22 protein-coding genes and 1 tRNA gene are annotated in these 19,051 nt (G+C 62.7%); 11 read left to right on the top strand and 12 right to left on the bottom strand.

All coding sequences use genetic code 11. From position 1 onward, the window contains the following. Positions 1-92 precede the first annotated feature (92 nt). Positions 93-722, bottom strand: a complete 630-nt coding sequence (locus F8O05_RS01075; RefSeq protein WP_158050906.1) for a response regulator transcription factor — start codon at positions 720-722, stop codon at positions 93-95. Beyond that, positions 719-1,957 carry a sensor histidine kinase gene (locus tag F8O05_RS01070; protein WP_158050905.1) on the bottom strand — a complete coding sequence of 413 codons (1,239 nt, stop codon included), beginning with the start codon at positions 1,955-1,957 and terminating at the stop codon, positions 719-721. The genes F8O05_RS01075 and F8O05_RS01070 overlap by 4 nt, the downstream gene beginning before the upstream one ends. Before the next feature lie 165 nt (positions 1,958-2,122). On the opposite strand from F8O05_RS01070, the gene F8O05_RS01065 reads away from it, so the two are divergent. Both F8O05_RS01065 and F8O05_RS01060 read left to right on the top strand, forming a co-directional pair. Then, a complete protein-coding gene (locus F8O05_RS01065; protein WP_158051323.1) occupies positions 2,123-3,211 on the top strand; it encodes an ABC transporter permease in 1,089 nt (362 codons plus the stop codon). Between the two features lie 26 nt (positions 3,212-3,237). Beyond that, entirely contained in the window at positions 3,238-3,927 is a 690-nt protein-coding gene (locus tag F8O05_RS01060; RefSeq protein WP_158050904.1) for an ABC transporter ATP-binding protein, read from the top strand. A gap of 13 nt (positions 3,928-3,940) precedes the next feature. On the opposite strand, the gene F8O05_RS01055 is transcribed toward F8O05_RS01060, so the two are convergent. Further along, entirely contained in the window at positions 3,941-4,942 is a 1,002-nt protein-coding gene (locus tag F8O05_RS01055; RefSeq protein ID WP_158050903.1) for a LacI family DNA-binding transcriptional regulator, read from the bottom strand. Positions 4,943-5,258: 316 nt separating this feature from the next. Between F8O05_RS01055 and F8O05_RS01050 the strand changes: the two genes are divergently transcribed. Further along, complete coding sequence (locus tag F8O05_RS01050) at positions 5,259-5,843, top strand: FHA domain-containing protein (protein ID WP_158050902.1); 585 nt, start codon at positions 5,259-5,261, stop codon at positions 5,841-5,843. Here the strand turns inward: F8O05_RS01050 and F8O05_RS01045 are convergent. The 5 genes from F8O05_RS01045 to F8O05_RS14730 form a co-directional block, all read right to left on the bottom strand. Beyond that, positions 5,840-6,421: a flavin reductase family protein gene (locus F8O05_RS01045; protein ID WP_158050901.1), complete on the bottom strand. Its 582-nt coding sequence runs from the start codon at positions 6,419-6,421 to the stop codon at positions 5,840-5,842. The two genes, F8O05_RS01050 and F8O05_RS01045, sit on opposite strands and share 4 nt — an antisense overlap. Before the next feature lie 346 nt (positions 6,422-6,767). Then, complete coding sequence (locus F8O05_RS01040; RefSeq protein ID WP_158050900.1) at positions 6,768-6,971, bottom strand: cold-shock protein; 204 nt, start codon at positions 6,969-6,971, stop codon at positions 6,768-6,770. A 276-nt stretch (positions 6,972-7,247) separates the two neighbouring features. Then, positions 7,248-8,105, bottom strand: coding sequence for an aspartate dehydrogenase domain-containing protein (locus F8O05_RS01035; RefSeq protein ID WP_158050899.1), 858 nt, complete (start codon positions 8,103-8,105; stop codon positions 7,248-7,250). 38 nt (positions 8,106-8,143) lie between these two features. After that, positions 8,144-8,809 carry an HAD-IA family hydrolase gene (locus tag F8O05_RS01030; RefSeq protein WP_158050898.1) on the bottom strand — a complete coding sequence of 222 codons (666 nt, stop codon included), beginning with the start codon at positions 8,807-8,809 and terminating at the stop codon, positions 8,144-8,146. A gap of 42 nt (positions 8,810-8,851) precedes the next feature. Then, positions 8,852-9,004, bottom strand: coding sequence for a hypothetical protein (locus F8O05_RS14730; RefSeq protein ID WP_192496970.1), 153 nt, complete (start codon positions 9,002-9,004; stop codon positions 8,852-8,854). 140 nt (positions 9,005-9,144) lie between these two features. Here F8O05_RS14730 and F8O05_RS01025 point away from each other — a divergent pair, with 140 nt between their 5' ends. Then, positions 9,145-10,065, top strand: a complete 921-nt coding sequence (locus tag F8O05_RS01025; protein WP_158050897.1) for a class II glutamine amidotransferase — start codon at positions 9,145-9,147, stop codon at positions 10,063-10,065. A 58-nt stretch (positions 10,066-10,123) separates the two neighbouring features. On the opposite strand, the gene hxlA is transcribed toward F8O05_RS01025, so the two are convergent. Next, on the bottom strand, positions 10,124-10,765 hold the full coding sequence (gene hxlA, locus F8O05_RS01020; RefSeq protein WP_158050896.1) for a 3-hexulose-6-phosphate synthase: 642 nt from the start codon (positions 10,763-10,765) through the stop codon (positions 10,124-10,126). 79 nt (positions 10,766-10,844) lie between these two features. Continuing rightward, positions 10,845-11,414 carry a 6-phospho-3-hexuloisomerase gene (gene hxlB, locus F8O05_RS01015; RefSeq protein WP_158050895.1) on the bottom strand — a complete coding sequence of 190 codons (570 nt, stop codon included), beginning with the start codon at positions 11,412-11,414 and terminating at the stop codon, positions 10,845-10,847. 77 nt (positions 11,415-11,491) lie between these two features. Between hxlB and F8O05_RS01010 the strand changes: the two genes are divergently transcribed. The 5 genes from F8O05_RS01010 to F8O05_RS00990 are packed head-to-tail and all read left to right on the top strand — an operon-like array spanning position 11,492 to position 15,572. Continuing rightward, entirely contained in the window at positions 11,492-12,766 is a 1,275-nt protein-coding gene (locus F8O05_RS01010) for a LuxR C-terminal-related transcriptional regulator (RefSeq protein WP_158050894.1), read from the top strand. A gap of 20 nt (positions 12,767-12,786) precedes the next feature. Next, positions 12,787-13,233, top strand: coding sequence for an FAS1-like dehydratase domain-containing protein (locus F8O05_RS01005; protein ID WP_192496969.1), 447 nt, complete (start codon positions 12,787-12,789; stop codon positions 13,231-13,233). Positions 13,234-13,236: 3 nt separating this feature from the next. Further along, positions 13,237-13,674 carry a MaoC family dehydratase gene (locus F8O05_RS01000; protein ID WP_158050893.1) on the top strand — a complete coding sequence of 146 codons (438 nt, stop codon included), beginning with the start codon at positions 13,237-13,239 and terminating at the stop codon, positions 13,672-13,674. After that, positions 13,671-14,735 (top strand): UDP-N-acetylmuramate dehydrogenase, encoded by a 1,065-nt coding sequence (locus F8O05_RS00995; RefSeq protein ID WP_158050892.1) that lies wholly within the window; start codon positions 13,671-13,673, stop codon positions 14,733-14,735. Before F8O05_RS01000 ends, F8O05_RS00995 begins: the two co-directional genes overlap by 4 nt. 51 nt (positions 14,736-14,786) lie before the next feature. Continuing rightward, a complete protein-coding gene (locus F8O05_RS00990) occupies positions 14,787-15,572 on the top strand; it encodes a hypothetical protein (protein WP_158050891.1) in 786 nt (261 codons plus the stop codon). 210 nt (positions 15,573-15,782) lie between these two features. On the opposite strand, the gene F8O05_RS00985 is transcribed toward F8O05_RS00990, so the two are convergent. Continuing rightward, positions 15,783-16,982: a pyridoxal phosphate-dependent aminotransferase gene (locus F8O05_RS00985; protein WP_158050890.1), complete on the bottom strand. Its 1,200-nt coding sequence runs from the start codon at positions 16,980-16,982 to the stop codon at positions 15,783-15,785. 116 nt (positions 16,983-17,098) lie between these two features. Continuing rightward, a tRNA-Trp gene (locus F8O05_RS00980) sits at positions 17,099-17,171 on the bottom strand. A gap of 271 nt (positions 17,172-17,442) precedes the next feature. On the opposite strand from F8O05_RS00980, the gene secE reads away from it, so the two are divergent. Both secE and nusG read left to right on the top strand, forming a co-directional pair. Then, positions 17,443-17,991, top strand: coding sequence for a preprotein translocase subunit SecE (gene secE, locus F8O05_RS00975; RefSeq protein WP_158050889.1), 549 nt, complete (start codon positions 17,443-17,445; stop codon positions 17,989-17,991). 70 nt (positions 17,992-18,061) lie between these two features. Next, entirely contained in the window at positions 18,062-18,970 is a 909-nt protein-coding gene (gene nusG, locus F8O05_RS00970) for a transcription termination/antitermination protein NusG (RefSeq protein ID WP_158050888.1), read from the top strand. Positions 18,971-19,051 lie beyond the last annotated feature (81 nt).

The raw sequence follows: 19,051 nt of genomic DNA, 5'->3' as shown, positions 1-19,051 counted from the left end.
CCGGCAGTCAGTGCTCGACAGTCGATGTCTGGCAGGCGGTGCCCAGCAGTCAGTGCCCGGCAGCCAGCGCCGAGTCCTAATGCTCCGGGGCGTTACGCGCGCAGAATCCCGCGGTCGCGAGCCTCCGCGACCGCGGCAGTACGCGTGGTCACTCCGAGCTTGGTGAAGATATGCCCGAGATGCGATTTCACCGTGGTTTCGCTCAGGAACAGGGCACTTGCGATCTCCGCATTGGTGTTCCCGTCCGCAACGAGCCCGAGCACCTCGATCTCGCGGCCCGAAAGCGAGACCTGTGGCAATCGCATCCGTTCCAGTAGCCGCCCAGCAATCACCGGAGCGAGCGCACTCTCACCGGCGGCAGCGGCCCGCACCGCCGCGATCAGCTCCGCTGGCGGGGCATCCTTGAGGAGATAGCCGCTTGCCCCCGCCTCGACCGCGCCGAGGATATCCGCATCCGAGTCGTAATTGGTAAGCACCAGCACAAAGGGAGGCTGTCGGAGCGCGCGAATCTTGCGCGTCGCATCCGCCCCGCCCGAGGCACCGTGGGGGCCGAACTGCAGATCCATCAGCACCACGTCCGGGCCTTCTAGCTCGGCGAGGCGCACTGCTTCTTCGGGGGTGTCGGCTTCGGCGATGATTTCGAGATCCCCTTCCAGCGCGAACAGTGCTCGCAGCCCCGCGCGCACGATGGGGTGATCATCTGCAAGGAGGAGACGGATCACAGCGAACCTTCCGTGAGCGCGGCATCGAGGGTTACGGTCAGCGTAGTGCCCGCGCCCGCCTCGGAACTGATGGTGAGCGTGCCACCGAGCTGCTCAACGCGTTCGCGAATCGACTGCAGACCGAATGACCCGCGCCCGGGCGTGAACTTCGTGGCGGAGGGATCAAACCCGCGCCCGTTATCGGTGATCGTGAAGCTGAGCGATTCGTCATTGCGCAGCAGTGTGATCGTCGCGAGCGTCGCCTGTGCGTGCTGCAGAACATTCGCGATCGCGCCCTGACTAATACGTAGCAGCGCACTCTGCACCGGCATTGGCAAGTCCGGACCCTCATCAACCCGCACGCGAACCTCCAGGCCGCTACCCGCCCACTCGCCCTGCGCCATCCGCCGCAGCGTTTGCCCGAGTCCCTGCTCCTCGAGCCGCGCCGGCAAGAGCTGCTCAATGAATCGGCGCGTCTCGGCGAGGTTGGTGGCGGCGGTTTCGCGAGCGAGGCGGATGTGCTCGATTCCGGGCCTGTCGGGATCGGCCTGTTCGGCGGCGTGTAAGAGCATTTGGATGCTCGAAAGACCCTGCGCGACCGTGTCGTGAATCTCCCGGCCCAGCCGCTCACGTTCCCAGAGCACACCGGCCTCGCGCTCCGCCGCATCCCGCTCCTCGAGCGCTTCGGCAAGCTGGCCAATGAGTTCATCCTTGGCATCGGTCTCCCGCCGCAGCGTGCGATATCCGAGGCCGATCACGATCGCGAAGGCCGCACCGACCATCGGCCCCGCGAAGGAAGCAAAGCCACCGCCGTCACCAAAATGCAGCGTCGCTCCGGTCACGAGCGCGGAGGCGAGGACGGCCAGCGCGCCAAGAAGCGGCGGAAAACTGTAGAGATAGAGGAAGAAGAGCGCGAAAACGACCCAAGCCGCATCCGCCGTAAGCCACAGCAGCATGAGCCACAGACAGGTGAGCCCGAGGACCCACAGGGCGCGCAGCCATCGCATCCGGTCAGCCGACCTTCTTGCCCTCCCGTACACCACAACGAGGTAGCCCAGCCCGAGAAAGAGCGCGAGCATCAGCACACAGATCAACTGAATCGCGAGGCTATTGGGTGAAGGATGCTGCACCGAGCGCAGCAGCGGCAGTGCGATCAATCCGACAAAGAGCACCACCAGCCCGAGTTCGAGAGCAATGTGCACGCGGGAGCGTGCGGACGCCGAAGAGCGAGCGAACTGAGGGGCGGCTTGAGGCATATCGCGAACTGTAGCCAGGCGGACAAAGCCGAGCATCCTCCAAAAGAAGGAAAGCGAAGCTGTGCCTTCGGTCGGGCAGCGACCTGCCTATGCGTGATGGCTCGCGGCGCAATTCTCGAGAGGCTGGAAGCCGTCACCACCCCGGTGGCCAGAAAGGACCGCACCATGTTTGTCGCCCTGCGCGATCTGCGTTTTGCCCGCGGCCGATTCCTCCTAATCGGTTCCGTCGTGGCGCTCATTACTCTCCTCGTCGGTTTCCTGAGCGGACTCACCGGCGGGCTCGCGCAACAGAATATTTCCGCCGTACTCGCAATGCCGGGGGAGCGCGTGGTGTTTGCCCCAGCCTCGGAGGGCGAAGTGAGTTTCACCGATTCTGCGGTCACGGCTGAGCAGGCACAGCAGTGGTCCGACACCGCCGGGGTCACCGCCGTGGCGCCGATCGGGATCAGTCAAACTCGCGCGGAGACCTCCTCGGCACGCACCAGCATTGCGCTGTTCGGGGTGACCCCGGCCGCTGCGGATTCCCTTGAGCCGGCACCCACCGAGTCCGGTGGCATGACGCTCTCCGCCCCCGCAGCTAAGGAACTCGGCGTGGACGTGGGAGACACCGTCACCGTTGCCGGACATGACTTCACCGTCGACGCCATCGGCGGCGACTGGTGGTACAGCCACACCCCGGTCGCTCAGGTAGTCCTCGAAGATTGGCAGGCCTATGCGGCCGCCACGGGGAACGCCGATGCCTACGCCACCGTCCTCGCGATCTCGACTGGGTCAGACTTTGACTCCGCGGCTTGGGATGCGGCGGATGCAGCGGCGGGGACGGTCTCGGAATCGACGATTGGGACGCTCATGGCCTTGAGCTCCTTCAAATCCGAAATCGGTTCGCTCCTACTGATGGTCGGGATGCTGTTCGGGATCTCCGGCCTCGTGATCGGTGCGTTCTTCACCGTATGGACCATGCAGCGTCGGGGAGACGTCGCGGTACTCAAAGCACTCGGCGCGAGCACATCCTCACTCGTGCGCGATTCGCTCGGGCAGGCGCTTATCGTCCTCCTCGCGGGAATCGGCATCGGGATGCTCGTAGTCACCGGCTTGGGCCTATTGGCAAGCCAGGCACTGCCCTTCGTGTTCTCACCGCTGACCACCCTCGTGCCAGCGGTCATCATGACCCTGCTCGGGTTAGGGGGTGCGGGATTCGCGGTGCGCTCAGTGACCCGCGTCGATCCCCTCACCGCACTCGGCAGCAGCCGCTAAATCCCACCATCGTTCAGGAGTTCAAAATGCTTACCCTCGACCAGATCAGCCTCCGCTTTCCCGATGGCGACTCGACGATCACCGCACTCGACGAGGTCTCGCTGACCGCGCATCCTGGCACCGTGACCGCAATCACCGGGCCCAGCGGCAGCGGTAAATCCAGCCTGCTCGCGGTCGCGGCCACGCTCATCCGGCCCACATCCGGACGCGTCGCTATTGACGGTATTGATGTGACCGGACTTAGCCGAGACGAAGCCACCGCCCTGCGACGCGAGCGTATTGGCATCGTATTTCAGCAGTCGAACTTGCTCCCCGCCCTCACGGCCGTCGAGCAACTCTGCGTGACGAATGAACTCGGCGGGCGCGGCCGCCGCAGCACCAGGCGGGAAACCGCGGCCCGAGCCGTGGAACTGCTCAACGCGGTGGGGCTCGGTGAGCACCTCGAGAAACGACCGCACCAGCTCTCCGGCGGGCAGCGACAGCGCGTAAATATTGCCCGCGCGCTCATGAACAATCCCAGCGTGCTGCTCGTGGACGAACCCACCAGCGCGCTCGACCAGGCCCGCGGTGAGCAAATCATCCAGCTCATCCTTGAACTGACGGATCGCCTCAACACCGCGACGCTGCTGGTGACCCACGACCTCGTGCACCTACCGCACCTGCACCGAGAGGTGAACCTAGTGGATGGGCAAATCAAGACGCGGCAGCTGGTCTAGGCAGGTTGCTGGCCTAGGCGCTGTCGCGAACCGTCAATCTCACCGGCAGCAGGACGGATTCGGGCTGCTGTTTGCGAAGCAGTTTATCGAGCAGCTTCACCGATTCCTTCCCCATCTCGTGTAGGGGCGTGGTGACCGTGGTCAGGGTTAGGGCACGTGCGATCGGGGTATCGTTATAGCCCGCCACAGCAATATCGTCGGGGATGCGCAGCCCGCGCTCGCGGATCACTCCGATAGCACCGAGCGCGGAGGCATCGTTCACCGCGAATACCGCTCGCGGAGCGGTCTCTGACTCGAGGAGTTTCGTCATTGCCCGGGCGCCACTTTCCACGGTGAAGCCTTCGTGCACGACGCGTACGCTGTCGGTATCGAAATCGCGGTCGCGCAGGGCGGCGAGACAGCCATCGCGACGATCCACGCTGGTGGAAATCAAGTTGCTGGCGGCGATGATGGCGATGGATTCGTATCCCTGCTGGATGAAGTGCTCTCCCATGAGATAACCGCCGCGGTAGTCATCCGTGACGCAAGAGACCGCGAGACCGGAGCGCCGGTTCAGCACGACGATTGGGAAGTCGCGGGCCCGCAGGTCTTCGACAACCGGGTCATCCAATTGGGCATCGCTCAGGACGATGCCATCAACCCGACGCTCCACGAGCTGCCGGACCCGAATATCACGCAGCTCCGGGTCCTCATGCGTCGTGGTGACCATTGCGAAATAGCCGTTAGCGGTCGCGGCCTCATCAACACCCTCGTACATCGATGAATAGACGTAGTCATTAAGTCGTGGGAACACGATGCCGAGTAGGCCCGAACGTTTGGTGCGTAGGGAGGCGGCGTGTGGATTTTTCGCGTAACCCGTTTCGCGCGCGAGATCGAGGATGCGCTGGGCCGTCTCGGGGCTTGCCCACTTCGTGCCCGTCCCGGCTGGGTCGTTGAGCACGCGCGACACTGTGGAAGGAGTCACACCAGCCATCGTTGCGAGTTCCTTGAGCGTCATTCGACCGAGAGGGGACATTGCGGAACTCCATGAACGGAAAAGAAGGGAATCGCGGCAGCGTGCAGTGATTTCTTCGATTTTATCGTCATCAACGCGAGAAAGGCGCGAAGGCTTGGTTATTGGTGACAAAGTCGGACAAAACAGCACATTCGAAGGGATTCTTCACAATTAATTGAGCTAGCAATCCCGCGGGAAGTCGAGGCCGAACTTTGAGCCAGCCTTACGACTGAAGTTCTACCGTGGAGTAAAGATTCGGGGCCCAACCCCGCAGACCCCGACGGGATGCGAATTCGTGATGCAGCAGCAATCACGGCCGCGAAAAGAGGTGTCAACGATGACTGACCATGACAGCGGTGTCAACCCACGCCGTCACCCAGATCTTCCCAATATTTTGCACCGGGAACCGCCGCACTATGGTCGCGGGCCGACAACCCACAGTACTTACGGTGCGGGCGAACCGCGGATCGTGATGATCGGTGTGGAAGATCCGGCTGGCCCGCCGGTCTATCCGATCAATCGTGAAGTCGTCACCCTGGGTTCCTCAGCCGATTGCGACATCGTGTTGGAAGGCCTCTTGCCGCACCACGCGACGATCTCCCACACGCATACGGATGAGTATGTGCTCGATTCGCAGGGGGAGACCCACACTTCAAGTGCGGGAGAAGAATCACCCTTTGATGACGCGCCCAAGGGCGCTCGGCTGCGCCACGGTTCGGAATTTCGAATCGGTCCGCACGCCTTCTCCTTCCAGCGTGCTGAATACGCCGACCACGGTCGCCCCTTTGGTGGGCGCGAAGGTGGTGAAGGCTCTAAGCAATCGCGGCAGGATGCGCCACCGGACTACCGGGACGCTCACACCGGCGCGATAGACCAAGAAAAGATCGCCCGCGCGCGGGAGGCCGGATCACAGACAGATTAGTTTGCGGGCAGTGAAGAGCCCTGCGTGAGTGCGTGCCAGGTGCGGTTCACGTAGGCGATTGGGTTTGAGTCGTCTTCCGCCGGACCCTCAGCAATGGAGGTGCTCAGCCCGCGAACCACGTGCAGGATGCCGCCCGCGGTCTCGAGACGCGAGACGATTTCGCCGCGAACCCAGGTCTTCACACCGTGGAAATAGGGTTCCCCAGTTTCCAGGCGCCCCCAAATGCTGGTGTCGGCGAAGCGGTCAATGCCGCTGGTCGCACCGAGCTTGGCAACGGCGAGGTTTTCATCAGTAAGGAAGTGCACCACGACCGTGTCAGCCTGCAGGAGCGTTGGCGTGCTTGAGGAGATTGCGGAAGCCGAGAAACCCAACAGCGGTGGGTCAACCGAAATTGAGAACACCGAGGTCGCGGTCAGCGCAACCGGACCGTTCCCGTCGTCGGCGGTGATCAGCGCGACGCCACCCGGGTGGTTCCGGAAGACGTTCTTGAATTCATCCGCCGATGCTTGCTCTGGCGAGCGGAAGTCATCTTCCGTGACGCTGCCCTTCAGGTATGGCGGTCGGATTACTTGGGTCATAGACATAGCACTGTTCCGTAGTGGTGGCCGAAGCCTCGAATGAGGCGATGGTTCGGAGTTCTGTGTCTACTTTGGTGCAAACCTCGCTCCAGCGGTAGCTGTATAACGAAGAGTTACACGCCAAATTCTCAGCGGGGGATGTTCCGGGCAAGAAACCGCGAAATCGCTGCATTGTATTACGAACGGGTCAGCGAACGGGTCGCGGCCCGGGGCTCGGAACTGTTCGCGGCGCCGGAAACCACAACGGCGGTCAACTCCGAAAAGTTGACCGCCGCACCACCCGAAGGTGGACGTGTTGACGAGGTCAGAAACGAATTGCCACTGAGCGCGTCAGACCGTGTTCGACTTAGAGGCCGCGAATGTTCGTAGCCTGGGGGCCCTTCTGGCCCTGCTCGGTGTCGAATTCGACCTTCTGGTTTTCTTCAAGGTTGCGGTGTCCACGACCCTCGATCTCGCTGTAGTGCGCGAAGAGGTCGGCCGAGCCGTCGTCGGGAGCAATGAAGCCGTAGCCCTTGTCCGAGTTGAACCATTTGACGGTGCCAGTTGGCATATTTTTTTCCTTCGTTGTGCTGAACCACGTATGCGGTTCTGTTTTCCACGGTGATTTGCCACCGCGAAGCTGATGGAGTCGCGCGTCGCGTCGTCGCTTAGCGCACGATCTCGAGATTGTTGACAGAGATGAACGGGTTACTCAGGAACGATGTGGTCCCCATCCATCGTCAAAACTTTGCGAATTTGCCGGATTTTCTACAAAACCACAACCGGGGAATTTCGCATTGATAGCAACACTACCCGGGATATTGCATTTCTGTAACCGCGACTTTTGTTAGCAGCGCAAGATTGACTCGCGTACGTCACGAGCCACCGACATCGCAGTCAAGCCACTCGTGCGCGGATTCGACGGCGAAGGTGCGTTCTCGAGCGAGAACTCATAGGTCCCTGCCGGGCCGGATGCACGAATCACGTGCAGACTCAGCCTCGCGTTCGGGTCGGCCAGGATGCGCACCCGCACCTGTGCCAAAGCTCGCTCGAATGCTTGCGACTGTTCCGCGCCGGGCGCGTCGGCAGGTAAAAGCTCCCGGGTAGCCCAGGCAAGCGCGACCGCGACATTCACATTCGCCGGAAACTTTTCAATCGCGTCCGTCGGGTTCCCATCAAACAGCACGAACGCTTCGTCCGTTGGTGTGAGGTCTTGTAACCGCGCCCGCTCGGCCTGCGTCATCCAGGGCCGCACGAGCGAAGCCGCGAGTTTTGAGGTTTGGATTGAAATCTCCGCAATGCCACCTGCCTGTGCCGCCGCGCCGAGCAGATCGAAGCCGCCGATCGCACCGTTGGTGACCGTGAGCTTTCCGGGACCGGAAAGCATGCCGAGCCGCGCATCCCGATGTGCGAGCGCGCCGACGCTCGTGAGGATCATCTCTCGACCGGCGCTGATTACTTCCGAGCCGTGGCTGATTGCGGCGGGAACGCCCGCGCACTCGACGACGAGGTCGGCCTGGGGGAGGTAGTTCGCGAGTTTATCGGTGTGGATGAGCGGCACGGCGCTTGCTGTGGGTCGAGGTTTTTGCGGGTCACGCACCGCGGCGGCAAGAATACGGATCTCTCCGCGCGCGATCTCCGGTTCCAGCAATGACACGAGGTCTTGCCCGATCGTGCCATACCCAATCAGCAGAATGTCAGCCATAGCGTCATGGTAGGCAGATCAGCACGTGCCCGCCTCGACTACGCCTCCGAGGCGGTGAAAACTCGGAAAGCCTCACCAGCAGACTCCAGCCCCACCGCATCCCAATTGGAGATCCGTGGCAGCCCGATCGTCTCGGGGCCGTCATAGGAACCGACCACCACCGCCGCGCATCCGGCTCCGCGGGCGGAATTGAGGCCCGCGCCGGAATCCTCGAAGGCCGCACAGACTCCCGCGGGGAGCCCAAGCAGCTGCGCGCCGAGCGCGAATGGCTGTGGGTCGGGCTTTCCCGTGGTGATGTCATCGGCGGTGATCGCATTCGCGGGAAACGGCACTCCGGCGGCGTCGAACCGCTTAATCGCAAGGTCCCGCGGGGCGGAGGTGACGATTGAAACCGGGATGCCCAGTGCATCCACCCGAGTCATGAACTCGGCCGCGCCGGGGATTTCGACGACCCCGTCGGTGCTGGCAAGGCCCTGTGCCTCAATCCAATTGCGTTCCTCCCAATGGGTTGCCGCATCGGCATCAGGGAGGAACTCGCGAACCGTGTCGATCGAGGGTCGACCGTGCGACACCTCGAGGATGCTCGCGAGCTCAAGGCCGTGTCGATGCGCGAATTCTTGCCAGATTTTCTCGACCAGGGCATTTGAATCGACGAGCGTGCCGTCCATATCGAGCAGCAGGCCGGAGACAGTGAGATCGAGCATTGGTACCTCCTCAGGAGCCCGCGCGGCTCCGGATCGGCGTGGCTACTTCTTGAGGCGATTGCGGCGAAGGATGCGAATCACGATGCCGAGGAAAAGCACCAGCACAATCACTCCGACGATCACGAAAGCGACCGGGTCAGTCGAAGTTTCGGCGGGCGCCGTGGATGCGGTCTGGGCAGAGAGAATCGAGAACATAACGCTCTCATTCTCCCACCTCGCAGCGAATATGACGTCAATCGTCACACGCCTTCGCTTCTTTCTTGGGCCGGTGGGAAGATAGACGAACTTCGTGCTTCGGATCGGAAGCGCGGTGAACGCAGCGAAAGGGAGAAGTCATGTGCCGACTGCTTGCCTACGCCGCACCCCGGGAGACGACCGTCTCGGAGGTGATCGGCGCAGAAAACGCCGGAGCCTTCCAGCGAATGACAACCGTCCACAACGACGGTTGGGGGACTGCCTGGCTTGCTGCCGGTCCCGGTGAAGCTACCCCGGAGCTTGAATCACTGCGAGTGTCCACCCCGGGTCAGCACGACCCGCTGCTGGAATCTGCCATCACCGCTGATGCTTCCACCGCGCGCCTCGTGCACCTGCGCCTGGCAACCGACTCGCACAAGCGCACCAAGGTCAACACCCACCCCTTCCTCAAAGAGGGGTTCTCCTTTGCGCACAACGGGACGATCATCCCGGTCGAGATTTTCCGCGAGCTGCTGCACGCCGAAAACTATGAAGACGTTGAAGGCACGACCGACTCGGAGCTGTACTTCGCGTTCCTCCGTCAGGAGATTCGCGAGGTTGGTGGCACCGTTGCTGACGGTGTCGTGAGCGCCGTACAGAAACTGCGCGCGACCTTCCCGGTTGCCAGCCTGAATGCGGTGGTGCTGACCGATCACGAGCTCATCGTGGTGCACGCCAACTCGACCGCATTTGTGAACGACGCGACCTTCCGCAGCTACGGGGTTGACCCCGAGCAGTTGCCGCTCGATCACCGCGAGTACTACTACAAACTGGCGATGCACCAGGCCGCCGACGGCACGATCGTATTTTCTTCGACGGGTATTGACCTCGCCGGTTGGACGCGAGTGCCGGATGACACGATCACCCGCGTTGACCTTGAGACTCTCGAGCTGTCGCAGCGCAAGATTTTCGATACCACGCAGACCGCTTCGCGCCTCGAGCCGACCGCCCTGCACGATGCGACCATCCACGAGCTCGCGCCGCGTCGCCAGCAGGTCGACCCGCTCAACTGGGCAATCTAGCCGACCTCGCAAAATCCCCGGTCGCGTGAGGAACGCGACCGGGGATTTGTGGTGAGTGCTAGGCGTTTGCCGGCTCGAGGGTGATTGCCGCGCGCAGGTCAGCGGCAGCCTGCGCCGGGTCTTCGGCACCGTAGATGGCGCCACCGACCACGGCTACGCGTGCGCCTGCTTCGGCGACGCTCGCAATGGTCTCGAGGCGAACCCCGCCCGCGATCGAGAACGGCACGCCCGCTGCGCGACCCGCATCGAGCAGGGTCTGGAAGCTGAAACCGGGTTCTGCCTGCTCGTCGAGGCCAGCGTGGACCTCAACGAACTGCGCACCGAGCGCCACGACTTCCTTGGCGCGGGCTGCCTTGTCGGCAACACCGATGAGGTCAACCACGACCCCTTTACCGTGCTTCTTCGCCGCTGCCACGGCGCCGATGATGGTCGAGTCACCGGCGGTGCCGAGGATGGTGACGAGGTCGGCACCGGCAGCGAAGGCGATCTCGGCTTCCAGCTCGCCCGCATCCATAGTCTTCAGGTCGGCGAAGACAATCTTGTTGGGGTGTGCTTCCTTGACGGCGGTGATGGCCGACAGTCCCTCGCTCTTGATCAGCGGGGTACCGAGCTCGAGGATGTCCACGTGCGGGGCAACCTTGGCGGCGAGCTCAAGGGCGGCTTCGGTGGTGAGTACGTCCATGGCGACTTGTAACTGCATGAGAAATAGTCCTTTCGGGAGGTGTTTTCGGGATGTGGTTTTGAGATTTGCAGAGCAGTGGAGTCCGGCCGCCTGCCCCCTATTCGAGATTCGCGTGCCGCGGCCAGAGCTCTTCGGCGCTTGCGCCCGAGCGAGCCCAGAGCTCGTGGAAGAGCACATCCCCGATGAGCATCACGGTCTGTTCGAAGAGACTGCCCGCGTATTGCACAGAGGCGACGGCGCTGTGATCCTGCTTCTGGGGTGCCTGCACGAGGATGCGTTCATCGGCCAGTTGCCCAAGCGGGGACTCGGGCGCCGTGGTGATTGCGATCACTCGGGCACCGGCACGCTTGGCATTTTCGGCCGCACGGACAATCCCCGCGGTGGTGCCGGAGCCGCTGGCCACGAGCAGCACATCCTTTGGGCCGATCGCCGGCGCGGTCACTTCGCCAACCACGCTGACGGTGAGCCCGAGGTGCATCAGTCGCATCGCGGTCATTTGCAGCGCGAGCCCGGAACGGCCGGCGCCGAGCGCGAAGATTCGATCGGCGGCGGTGAGTGCCTCGAGTACCTGTGCGTCGCTCGGCTCGCACCGCACACCTGCGGCCGAAGCGGAGACCTCGGCGGCGATCTCGGTGAGGCTGCTTTGCAGTGAACTCGTAACTAACATGACTTCAGTCTTCGGGGATTCACCGGCCGGCAACGCTCCTCAGAAGCACAGACCTACCTACCCGTTAGGCTAGGTCGATGGTGGAGGACGTACTTTCGCTCGCGAACAAGATTGCGAGCGCCTCGCTGCTTGACGTTGCAAGTGAACTGTCGGAGGCAATTCAACCCGCGTGGTCACACCGGGCGCTGGTGATTTTCACGCTCGTGTGCACCGGTCGACCCACCAAGAAGGCGGGGGATGCGCGGATCACCGAGCGCGTCACAATCGATGAACTCGTGGCGCTTCGCGACCGGGAGGATGCGCCGCACACCGGCGAGCGCATCCGCGCCAAAATCGGTGGCCAGGAACGCCTCGTGCGCACCTGGCGCTCTCGCCACGACGCGCTGCTGGTGCTCTTCGAACGCGCCGACCCCGGTTTCGGGAACCAGCCGGATGCATCCGGCGAAAGCGCGGAGCCGACTGCCGATCAGCGTCGCGTGATCGAGCAACTGTGGCAACTGGCCGACACGAGCATCCAGCACCAGGTGGAGGGTTCGTCACCCGAATACCTCGCCGAGTCGCGCGTGCTGTCTGCCGAACGGAACCGGGTCGTGCAAGAACTCACCGATGGTCACACGGTCGCGCTGGAAGCGGTGCTCGCGACGCTGCGCTCGCGGCATCTTGACGACGCCACGGCACGGAAGGCCGCAATAGAACAGCTCACGGTGGCGCTGCGATCCTCTCGTGACACTGCGTTCACCAACCGCGCCATGTCGGTGGAACCGGTGACGGGCGCCTTCTCGCAGTTGCGTCGAGATCTGCAACCCTTTAGCGCCCTGGGAGATCTTGATCTCGACCTCATCCCGCCGCCCAAGGACGGTCGCGCCCTGCCCGGCGAGGTTGCCCACGCGGCCCGCTGGCTCGTGCGCACCTTTGCGCTGTCCCTAATGAATGAGCCAGAGACGACGCGCCTGCGCGTGGAATGGGGCTGCGACGGTGAGAACCTGCTGATCAAATTGCGCGATAACGGGGAAGGCCAGCGTGCCGCGGCGGATGCGGAACTCGCGCCGATGATCGAACGCATCACAGCCCTGCAGGGCGACTGCGAAGTGAACGCGACCGCGGGCTGGGGCTCGGACCTAGCAATTCGAATACCGCTCGATCAGCCCACTCAGGCCGCAAAGATTGATATTCACGGCCAGCTCACGACCCGCGAACGCGAGGTCTTGCAGTTGGTCGCCACGGGTGCCCGCAACCGGGATATCGCGGCCAAGCTGAGCGTCTCCGAGCACACCGTGAAATTCCACGTCGCGAGCCTGCTGCGGAAGTTCAACGTACCCAATCGCGCGGCCCTCATCGCGCGCACCCGGTGAGGGCCCCATAGACTGGATGGGTGACTGTGAACCCTGAACTTATGGGCCGCCGGTTCGAGCTGCAAGAGCCGTACCTTGTCGGCCGCGAGCACGTGCGGGAGTTTGCCCGCGCTGTCTTCGCCACCAACCCCATCCACACCGACCTCGCCGCCGCCCGCGCTGCCGGATATGCCGACCTCGTCGCGCCGCCGACCTTCACCGCGGTGCTGCAGGACCGCGGTCTGCAGCTGCTGCTTGCAGACCCGATGGTCACCTTCGAGCTGAAAAACATCGTGCACGGCGACCAGAAATATGAGTATGCGCGCCCCGTGCTTGCCGGTGACCAGCTCACCACCGAGCTCGAAGTCACCAAGGTGGTGGCCCGTGGCCGCGTCAACATGATTCAGGCGACGACTGTAATTCGCGATATCAACGGCGAAACGGTTGTGACTTCGCTTGCCACGCTCGTTATCGGTGGGGAGGAATAAACCATGACCGATCTCACCAAACACGACCTCGGACAGTACACCGTCGGCGACGTGATCGCGCAGCGCGAGCTGCACTTCACCCGCGATTCGCTCGTGAGGTATGCCGGTGCATCCGGTGACTTCAACCCGATCCACTATCGCGATGACATCGCGCACGAGGTCGGCCTGCCGGGGGTGCTCGCACACGGGATGCTCACCATGGGAGCTGCGATTCAGCCCGTCATCGACGCGCTCGGCGACCCCGGCCGGGTGGTCGAATACCAGGTGAAGTTCACCCGGCCGGTGGTGGTCGATCCGCAGTCCGGTGCGGATGTCTCGGTGACCGCGAAGATCGGCCAGGTCGCCGACGAGAACGGCATCGGCCGCATCGACCTCGAGGTGATCTACGAGGGTAAGGCCGTGCTCGGCAAGGCTCAGGTCCGCGCGCGGTTTGCCGTATGACCACCTTCGCTGAACTCACCACGACCGCGGTCTCCGCGGCCGAGGCCGAGCTGATCACACCCGGCACCCGCGAAGAGCTCATCGAGGCTTATCGCACGCTTACCGAGGAAGACGAACACTTCCTCATCATCGCGGGCGGCTCGAACACGATCGTGAGCGACGAGGGCTTTCCCGGCCCGGTCTTGCGGATTGTCACGCGCGGTCTCGAGTTCGAGGATGCGGATGGTCACGTGCTCGTGCGTGCGGAGGCCGGGGAATCCTGGTCGGCGCTCGTGGACCGAACAGTCGCGGATGGGCTCAGCGGCATTGAGGCGCTCGCCGGCATTCCCGGCTCGGTTGGGGCAGCGCCGGTGCAGAACATCGGCGCCTATGGCCAAGAGCTTGCGGATGTGCTCACCCGCATTGAACTCCTCGATGCCGATACCGGTGAGGTGGAGTGGGTGGCCGCGGCCGACCTCGGCCTTGGTTACCGCACTTCGGTGCTCAAGCGCGCCGAGCGGGTGGGTCTGGTGCTGCGCGTGGAGCTGCAACTGACGCGAGTCACGAAGGATGCCGAATCCGGCTCCGCCATCGGGGCACCCGTGAAGTACGCCCAACTGGCGAAAGCGCTCGACGTCGAGATCGGTGAGCGCGTCGACGTCGCTGCCCAGCGAGACGCCGTGCTGCGCCTGCGTGCCTCGAAGGGCATGGTCCTGGATACAGCCGACACCGACACCCGCTCGAGCGGCTCCTTCTTTATGAACCCGATCGTGCGCCACGAATTCGCGCGCGAGCTGCCCGCTGGCGCTCCCAAGTTCCCCGCGGGGGAAGATGAGGCCGGAGAGCCGCTGACGAAGCTTTCGGCAGCCTGGCTCATCGACCACGCGGGAATTAAGCGCGGCTATGCGCTCCCCGGCTCGGGTGCGGCAATTTCCACCAAACACACGCTTGCGATCACCAATCAGCGTTCTGCCACTGCGCAGGACATCATTGAACTCGCGCGCTTCGTGCGGGCTCGGGTGCAGCAGGAATTCGGGGTCGTGCTCGTGCCGGAGCCGAATCTCATCGGCCTGGAAATCTAGCCAGGGCCGCGCATCCACCACTGTGTCGTATCCCATCGATAGCCTTGCCGCATGAGCCCTCGCGACTATGACTTCCGTCCTCCTGAGCCGAAATTTCGGCGGCAGGATGCGTTGGAGCAGGTTCCCGAGGGCCCCTCGCGTCGTCCGCGCGGCCTGATTTTCGCGTCGATTTCGACGGGCGTGGTGGTGGTCGCGCTCGTCGTGGCGCTGGTGATGCTGTGGGGGACGACCACCGAACCGGTCGCGGTTGATCAGGATGGTCAGAGTGAAGGGGTGACAGGTCCCACTGAGACCGGTGCGGAAGATGGTGACCTGATTGGGCCGGATGCCACGCATCCGCCCCACACGGTTAGCGCCGGGGACACCGTGCCGATCGACGTGGACGCGCTCTTTCCTGACGGGGTAACGCTGCTGCCGCCGGAACTCGGCGACTGGACGGAACAGGACATCATCAACCGGCCGGACCAGTTCACCGCGGTGAGCCCCGACTACGGCGCCTCGATCGAGGTATGGCAGACGAGCGTGTTTGATACTCCACAGTCGGATGAGGCGCTCACGATCGCGCAGCTGAACCGGGTCGGCGATGAGTGCTCGGCGAGCAGCAACGTGCGACCGCAGGGCGATCCGGTGGTGGATGTGCTCACCGGTGCTGACGATACGAAGCTGGAAGTGCTGGTCGCAAAAGTCGACGGCTGCGACGGTGGCGAGCTGTGGCTCGTCGAACGGGTGATGCCGCTCACCGGAGCGCGCTTCCACATCGTGCTGTGGGACAGTACCTCGGTGGCGGGTAACGAAGAACTCATGGCGATGTATCACGCCATTAGCTTCGAGTTCTAGGACTCCCGTTCGTCGAGCAGGCGCTTGTCGTTCGTCGAGTAGACGCTTTTCAGTCGTCGAGCAGGCACCTGTCGTTCGTCGAGTAGGTGCTTGTCGTTCGTCGAGTAGGCGTAGCCGTATCGAGACGTACGCCGCGCATTCAGACGGAAACGAACAGCGCGGCGAGGCTGCAATAGCCCCGCCGCGCATACTCAGCTTTGGTCGGCTGCTCTACTTGTTGAAGAGCTTCTGTAGACGCTGGATGCCCTCGACGAGCTGTTCGTCACCGAGCGCGTAGCTGAAACGCAGGTAGCCGGATGGGCCGAATGCCTCACCGGGGACCGCGGCAACCTCGGCTTCGTCGAGAATGTAGTCGGCCAGGTCGAGTGAAGTGTTGATGACCTTGCCGTTGTACTCGCGACCGAGCAGCGCCGAAACATCGGCGTAGACGTAGAACGCGCCCTGGGGTACCGGGACGGTAACGCCCTCGATCTTCGAGAGCTCCTCCACGATCAACTTGCGGCGGCGGTCGAAGGCGAGGCGGAACTCCTCAATCGGCTCGCTGGGGCCGGTCAGTGCGGCAAGTGCGGCGCGCTGAGCGATGTTGTTCACGTTGCTGGTGAGGTGCGACTGCAGGTTCGCGGCACCCTTGATGACATCTTCTGGGCCGACCATCCAGCCCACTCGCCAACCGGTCATTGCGAAGGACTTCGCGACACCATTTACGAGGATTACGCGGTTATCAAGCAGCGGCACGGCTTCTGCAATCGAAATTGCCCGTACCCCGTCGTAGGTAAGGTTCTGGTAGATCTCGTCGGCGATGACCCAGATGTCCTTCGATAGCGCCCACTCGCCAATGGCGCGAGTTTCTGCTTCCGAGTAGACAGCGCCGGTGGGGTTCGAGGGCGAGACGAAGAGGATCGCCTTGGTGTTCGGGGTGTAGGCAGCCTCGAGCTGTTCCGGGGTGACCTTGTAGCCCTGGTCTGCGCCGGCGAAGACCTCGACGGTCTTGCCGCCGGCAACCTTGATGATTTCGGGGTAGCTCGTCCATGCCGGGGTCGGGACGAGCACCTCGTCGCCGTCGCCAATGACAGCGTTGATCGCTTCGAACACCGCCTGCTTACCACCGTTGGTGACCAGCACGCGACTTGCGGGAACATCCAGCCCCGAGTCGCGACGTGTCTTGGCGGCAATGGCGTCGCGCAGTTCTGGCAGGCCGACATTCGGCGTGTACTTGTGGTTCTTCGGGTCCTTCACCGCTTCGAGAGCGGCCTCGACCACGTGATCGGGGGTGGCGAAGTCGGGTTCACCGGCGGCATAAGAAATCACCGGACGGCCCTGAGCCTTGAGTGCCTTGGCCTTGGTATCAACCTTGATGGTGGCGGAAGGAGCGATGGATGCGATGCGGGGCGCGAGACGCGATTCAGTCATGACTTCAAGAGTAGCCAGCCTCGCCGAAAGAGAGCTACCCGCATGCACAGTAGCAAGGGGTGGGATTTGTGGAAAAGCAAAACCGGCCGATCCCTTTTGAGGATCTGACCGGTGAGCAGGGCGGACAGGAATCGAACCTGCAACCTGCGGTTTTGGAGACCGCTGCTCTGCCAATTGAGCTACCGCCCTAGGCTGTCGTGAAATGACAACTTGAAAAGGATACGCCATCCGCAGGGGCTTTGCCAGTCCTGCTGCTAAGCGGGCCGCGGGTGTTGATGATCCGCCTTAGCGCTTGGCTCAGCACCCTGCCCGAAAGTGTCAGACTCGACAGTGTTAACCTCCGTGAAGTAACCTATTGAAGTTGCCAATCGGCATCATGTGGCGTGCCTGAAAACTCGGGTGCATATAACTCTGTTTCAAGCTCGGGCGCGCCGGTCAACATACTTCGAAGGGAAACCACGTGGCGACTGGCACGTCTGGCGATGAGCGTGACGACGAACTCACTGACGCAACAAGTGAGGCTGTTGACGCCGAAACGACTGACGACGCGGAAGCTGCTGCCGATGAGGCAGAGGTGGACGAGGTAGCGGCTAAAGACTCGGAGGCGGAAGACTCTGATGAATCAAAGGGTGACTCGAGTAAGGCAGTAACCACTGCCGCTGCCGGCGCCGCTGCAGCAAAAACGGTTGTCAAGGACAAGCGCGAGAAGCAGGGTAAGACTGCCAAGCGCTCCGAGGCAGAAGCTGCCGCTAAAAAGAAGAACGAGAAGAACGGTCTCGCGCGCTTCTTTAGCGAGGTGATCGCCGAAGTCAAGAAGGTCGTCACGCCGACCCGCAAGGAGCTATGGCGCTACGTTCTCGTGGTCGTGGCCTTCCTTATTATTGTGATGGCGCTCGTGGCCCTCTTTGACTTCGTCTTTAACTACCTTGCGTCCTGGGCATTCGGCGATGGCATGCAGCTCTTTGGGCTGTCAGTAGACCAATCCAGCGACCTATTGCCAACCGCGTAGGCACCCAAACTAAGCATTCCATTCGGGACTTTCCCGATGCATCCACTGAAGAAAAGCGAGCGAACTCACAATGGCTGAAGACCGCAATCTTTCCGACCCCAACGACCTGTTCAGTGCCGCTGAGGAACAAGACTCGGAAGTGCACGAAGCACAGGAAGGTGACTACGTCGAAGATGTGGACGCCGACTCGATCATCGAGCAGGCTGACGCCAAGTACGACGACGACAGCGACGAGGCTGACATCACCAGCGAGGTTTCGGACCCCGAAGTTGACGCATTCGTCAATGACGTGCTCGACATCGACACCTCTGAGGAAGCCGCGGCACAGGCTGCCGCAACCGAAGATGAAAGCGAAGTCGAAGAAGTCGACCCCTACGCCGAGTTCAAGATGGAACTGCGCCTCAAGCCCGGTAAGTGGTACGTCATCCACACCTACGCCGGGTTTGAGCGCAAGGTGCGCGACAACCTGAACCAGCGCGCGCAGACCATGGACGTTGAGGACTACATCTACGAGGTGCAGGTCCCCATGGAAGACGTCGTGGAGATCAAGAACGGCCAGCGCAAGATGGTCACCCGCGTGCGCATCCCGGGCTACGTGCTCGTGCGCATGGAGCTCAACGAGGACACCTGGTCAGTGGTTCGCCACACCCCGGGCGTGACCGGCTTCGTGGGTAACGCCCACAACCCGACCCCGTTGCGTTTCAAGGAAGCATTTGACATGCTTAAGAGTCTTGTCGACGTGCCAGAAGCCTCCGCGGCTGAAAGCAAGAAGGCCGAAGGCGGAGCCGGTAAGGCTCCCGTCGCCGAAGTCGACTACGAGATCGGCGAGACCATCACGATCAAGGAAGGCTCCTTCGAGGGCCTCACCGGGTCGATCAGCGAAATCAATCCCGTCAGCGGCAAGCTCACGGCTCTGGTCTCGCTCTTCGGCCGCGAGACCCCGGTTGAACTCGCGTTTGACCAGGTCTCGAAGCTCTAGCTGATCACCAAATACCACCGGAACCCGGAACGGCCGGGCTCCCGGGAGAGCGCGTGGGCCGCAACCCACAAGCTCGCACGA

Origin of the sequence: Gulosibacter chungangensis, from assembly GCF_008831155.1 — a bacterium.
GTDB classification, from domain to species: Bacteria; Actinomycetota; Actinomycetes; order Actinomycetales; family Microbacteriaceae; genus Gulosibacter; species Gulosibacter chungangensis.
The sequence above is the reverse complement of the archived record's forward strand: the minus strand, read 5'-3'. Positions and strand labels throughout refer to the sequence as shown.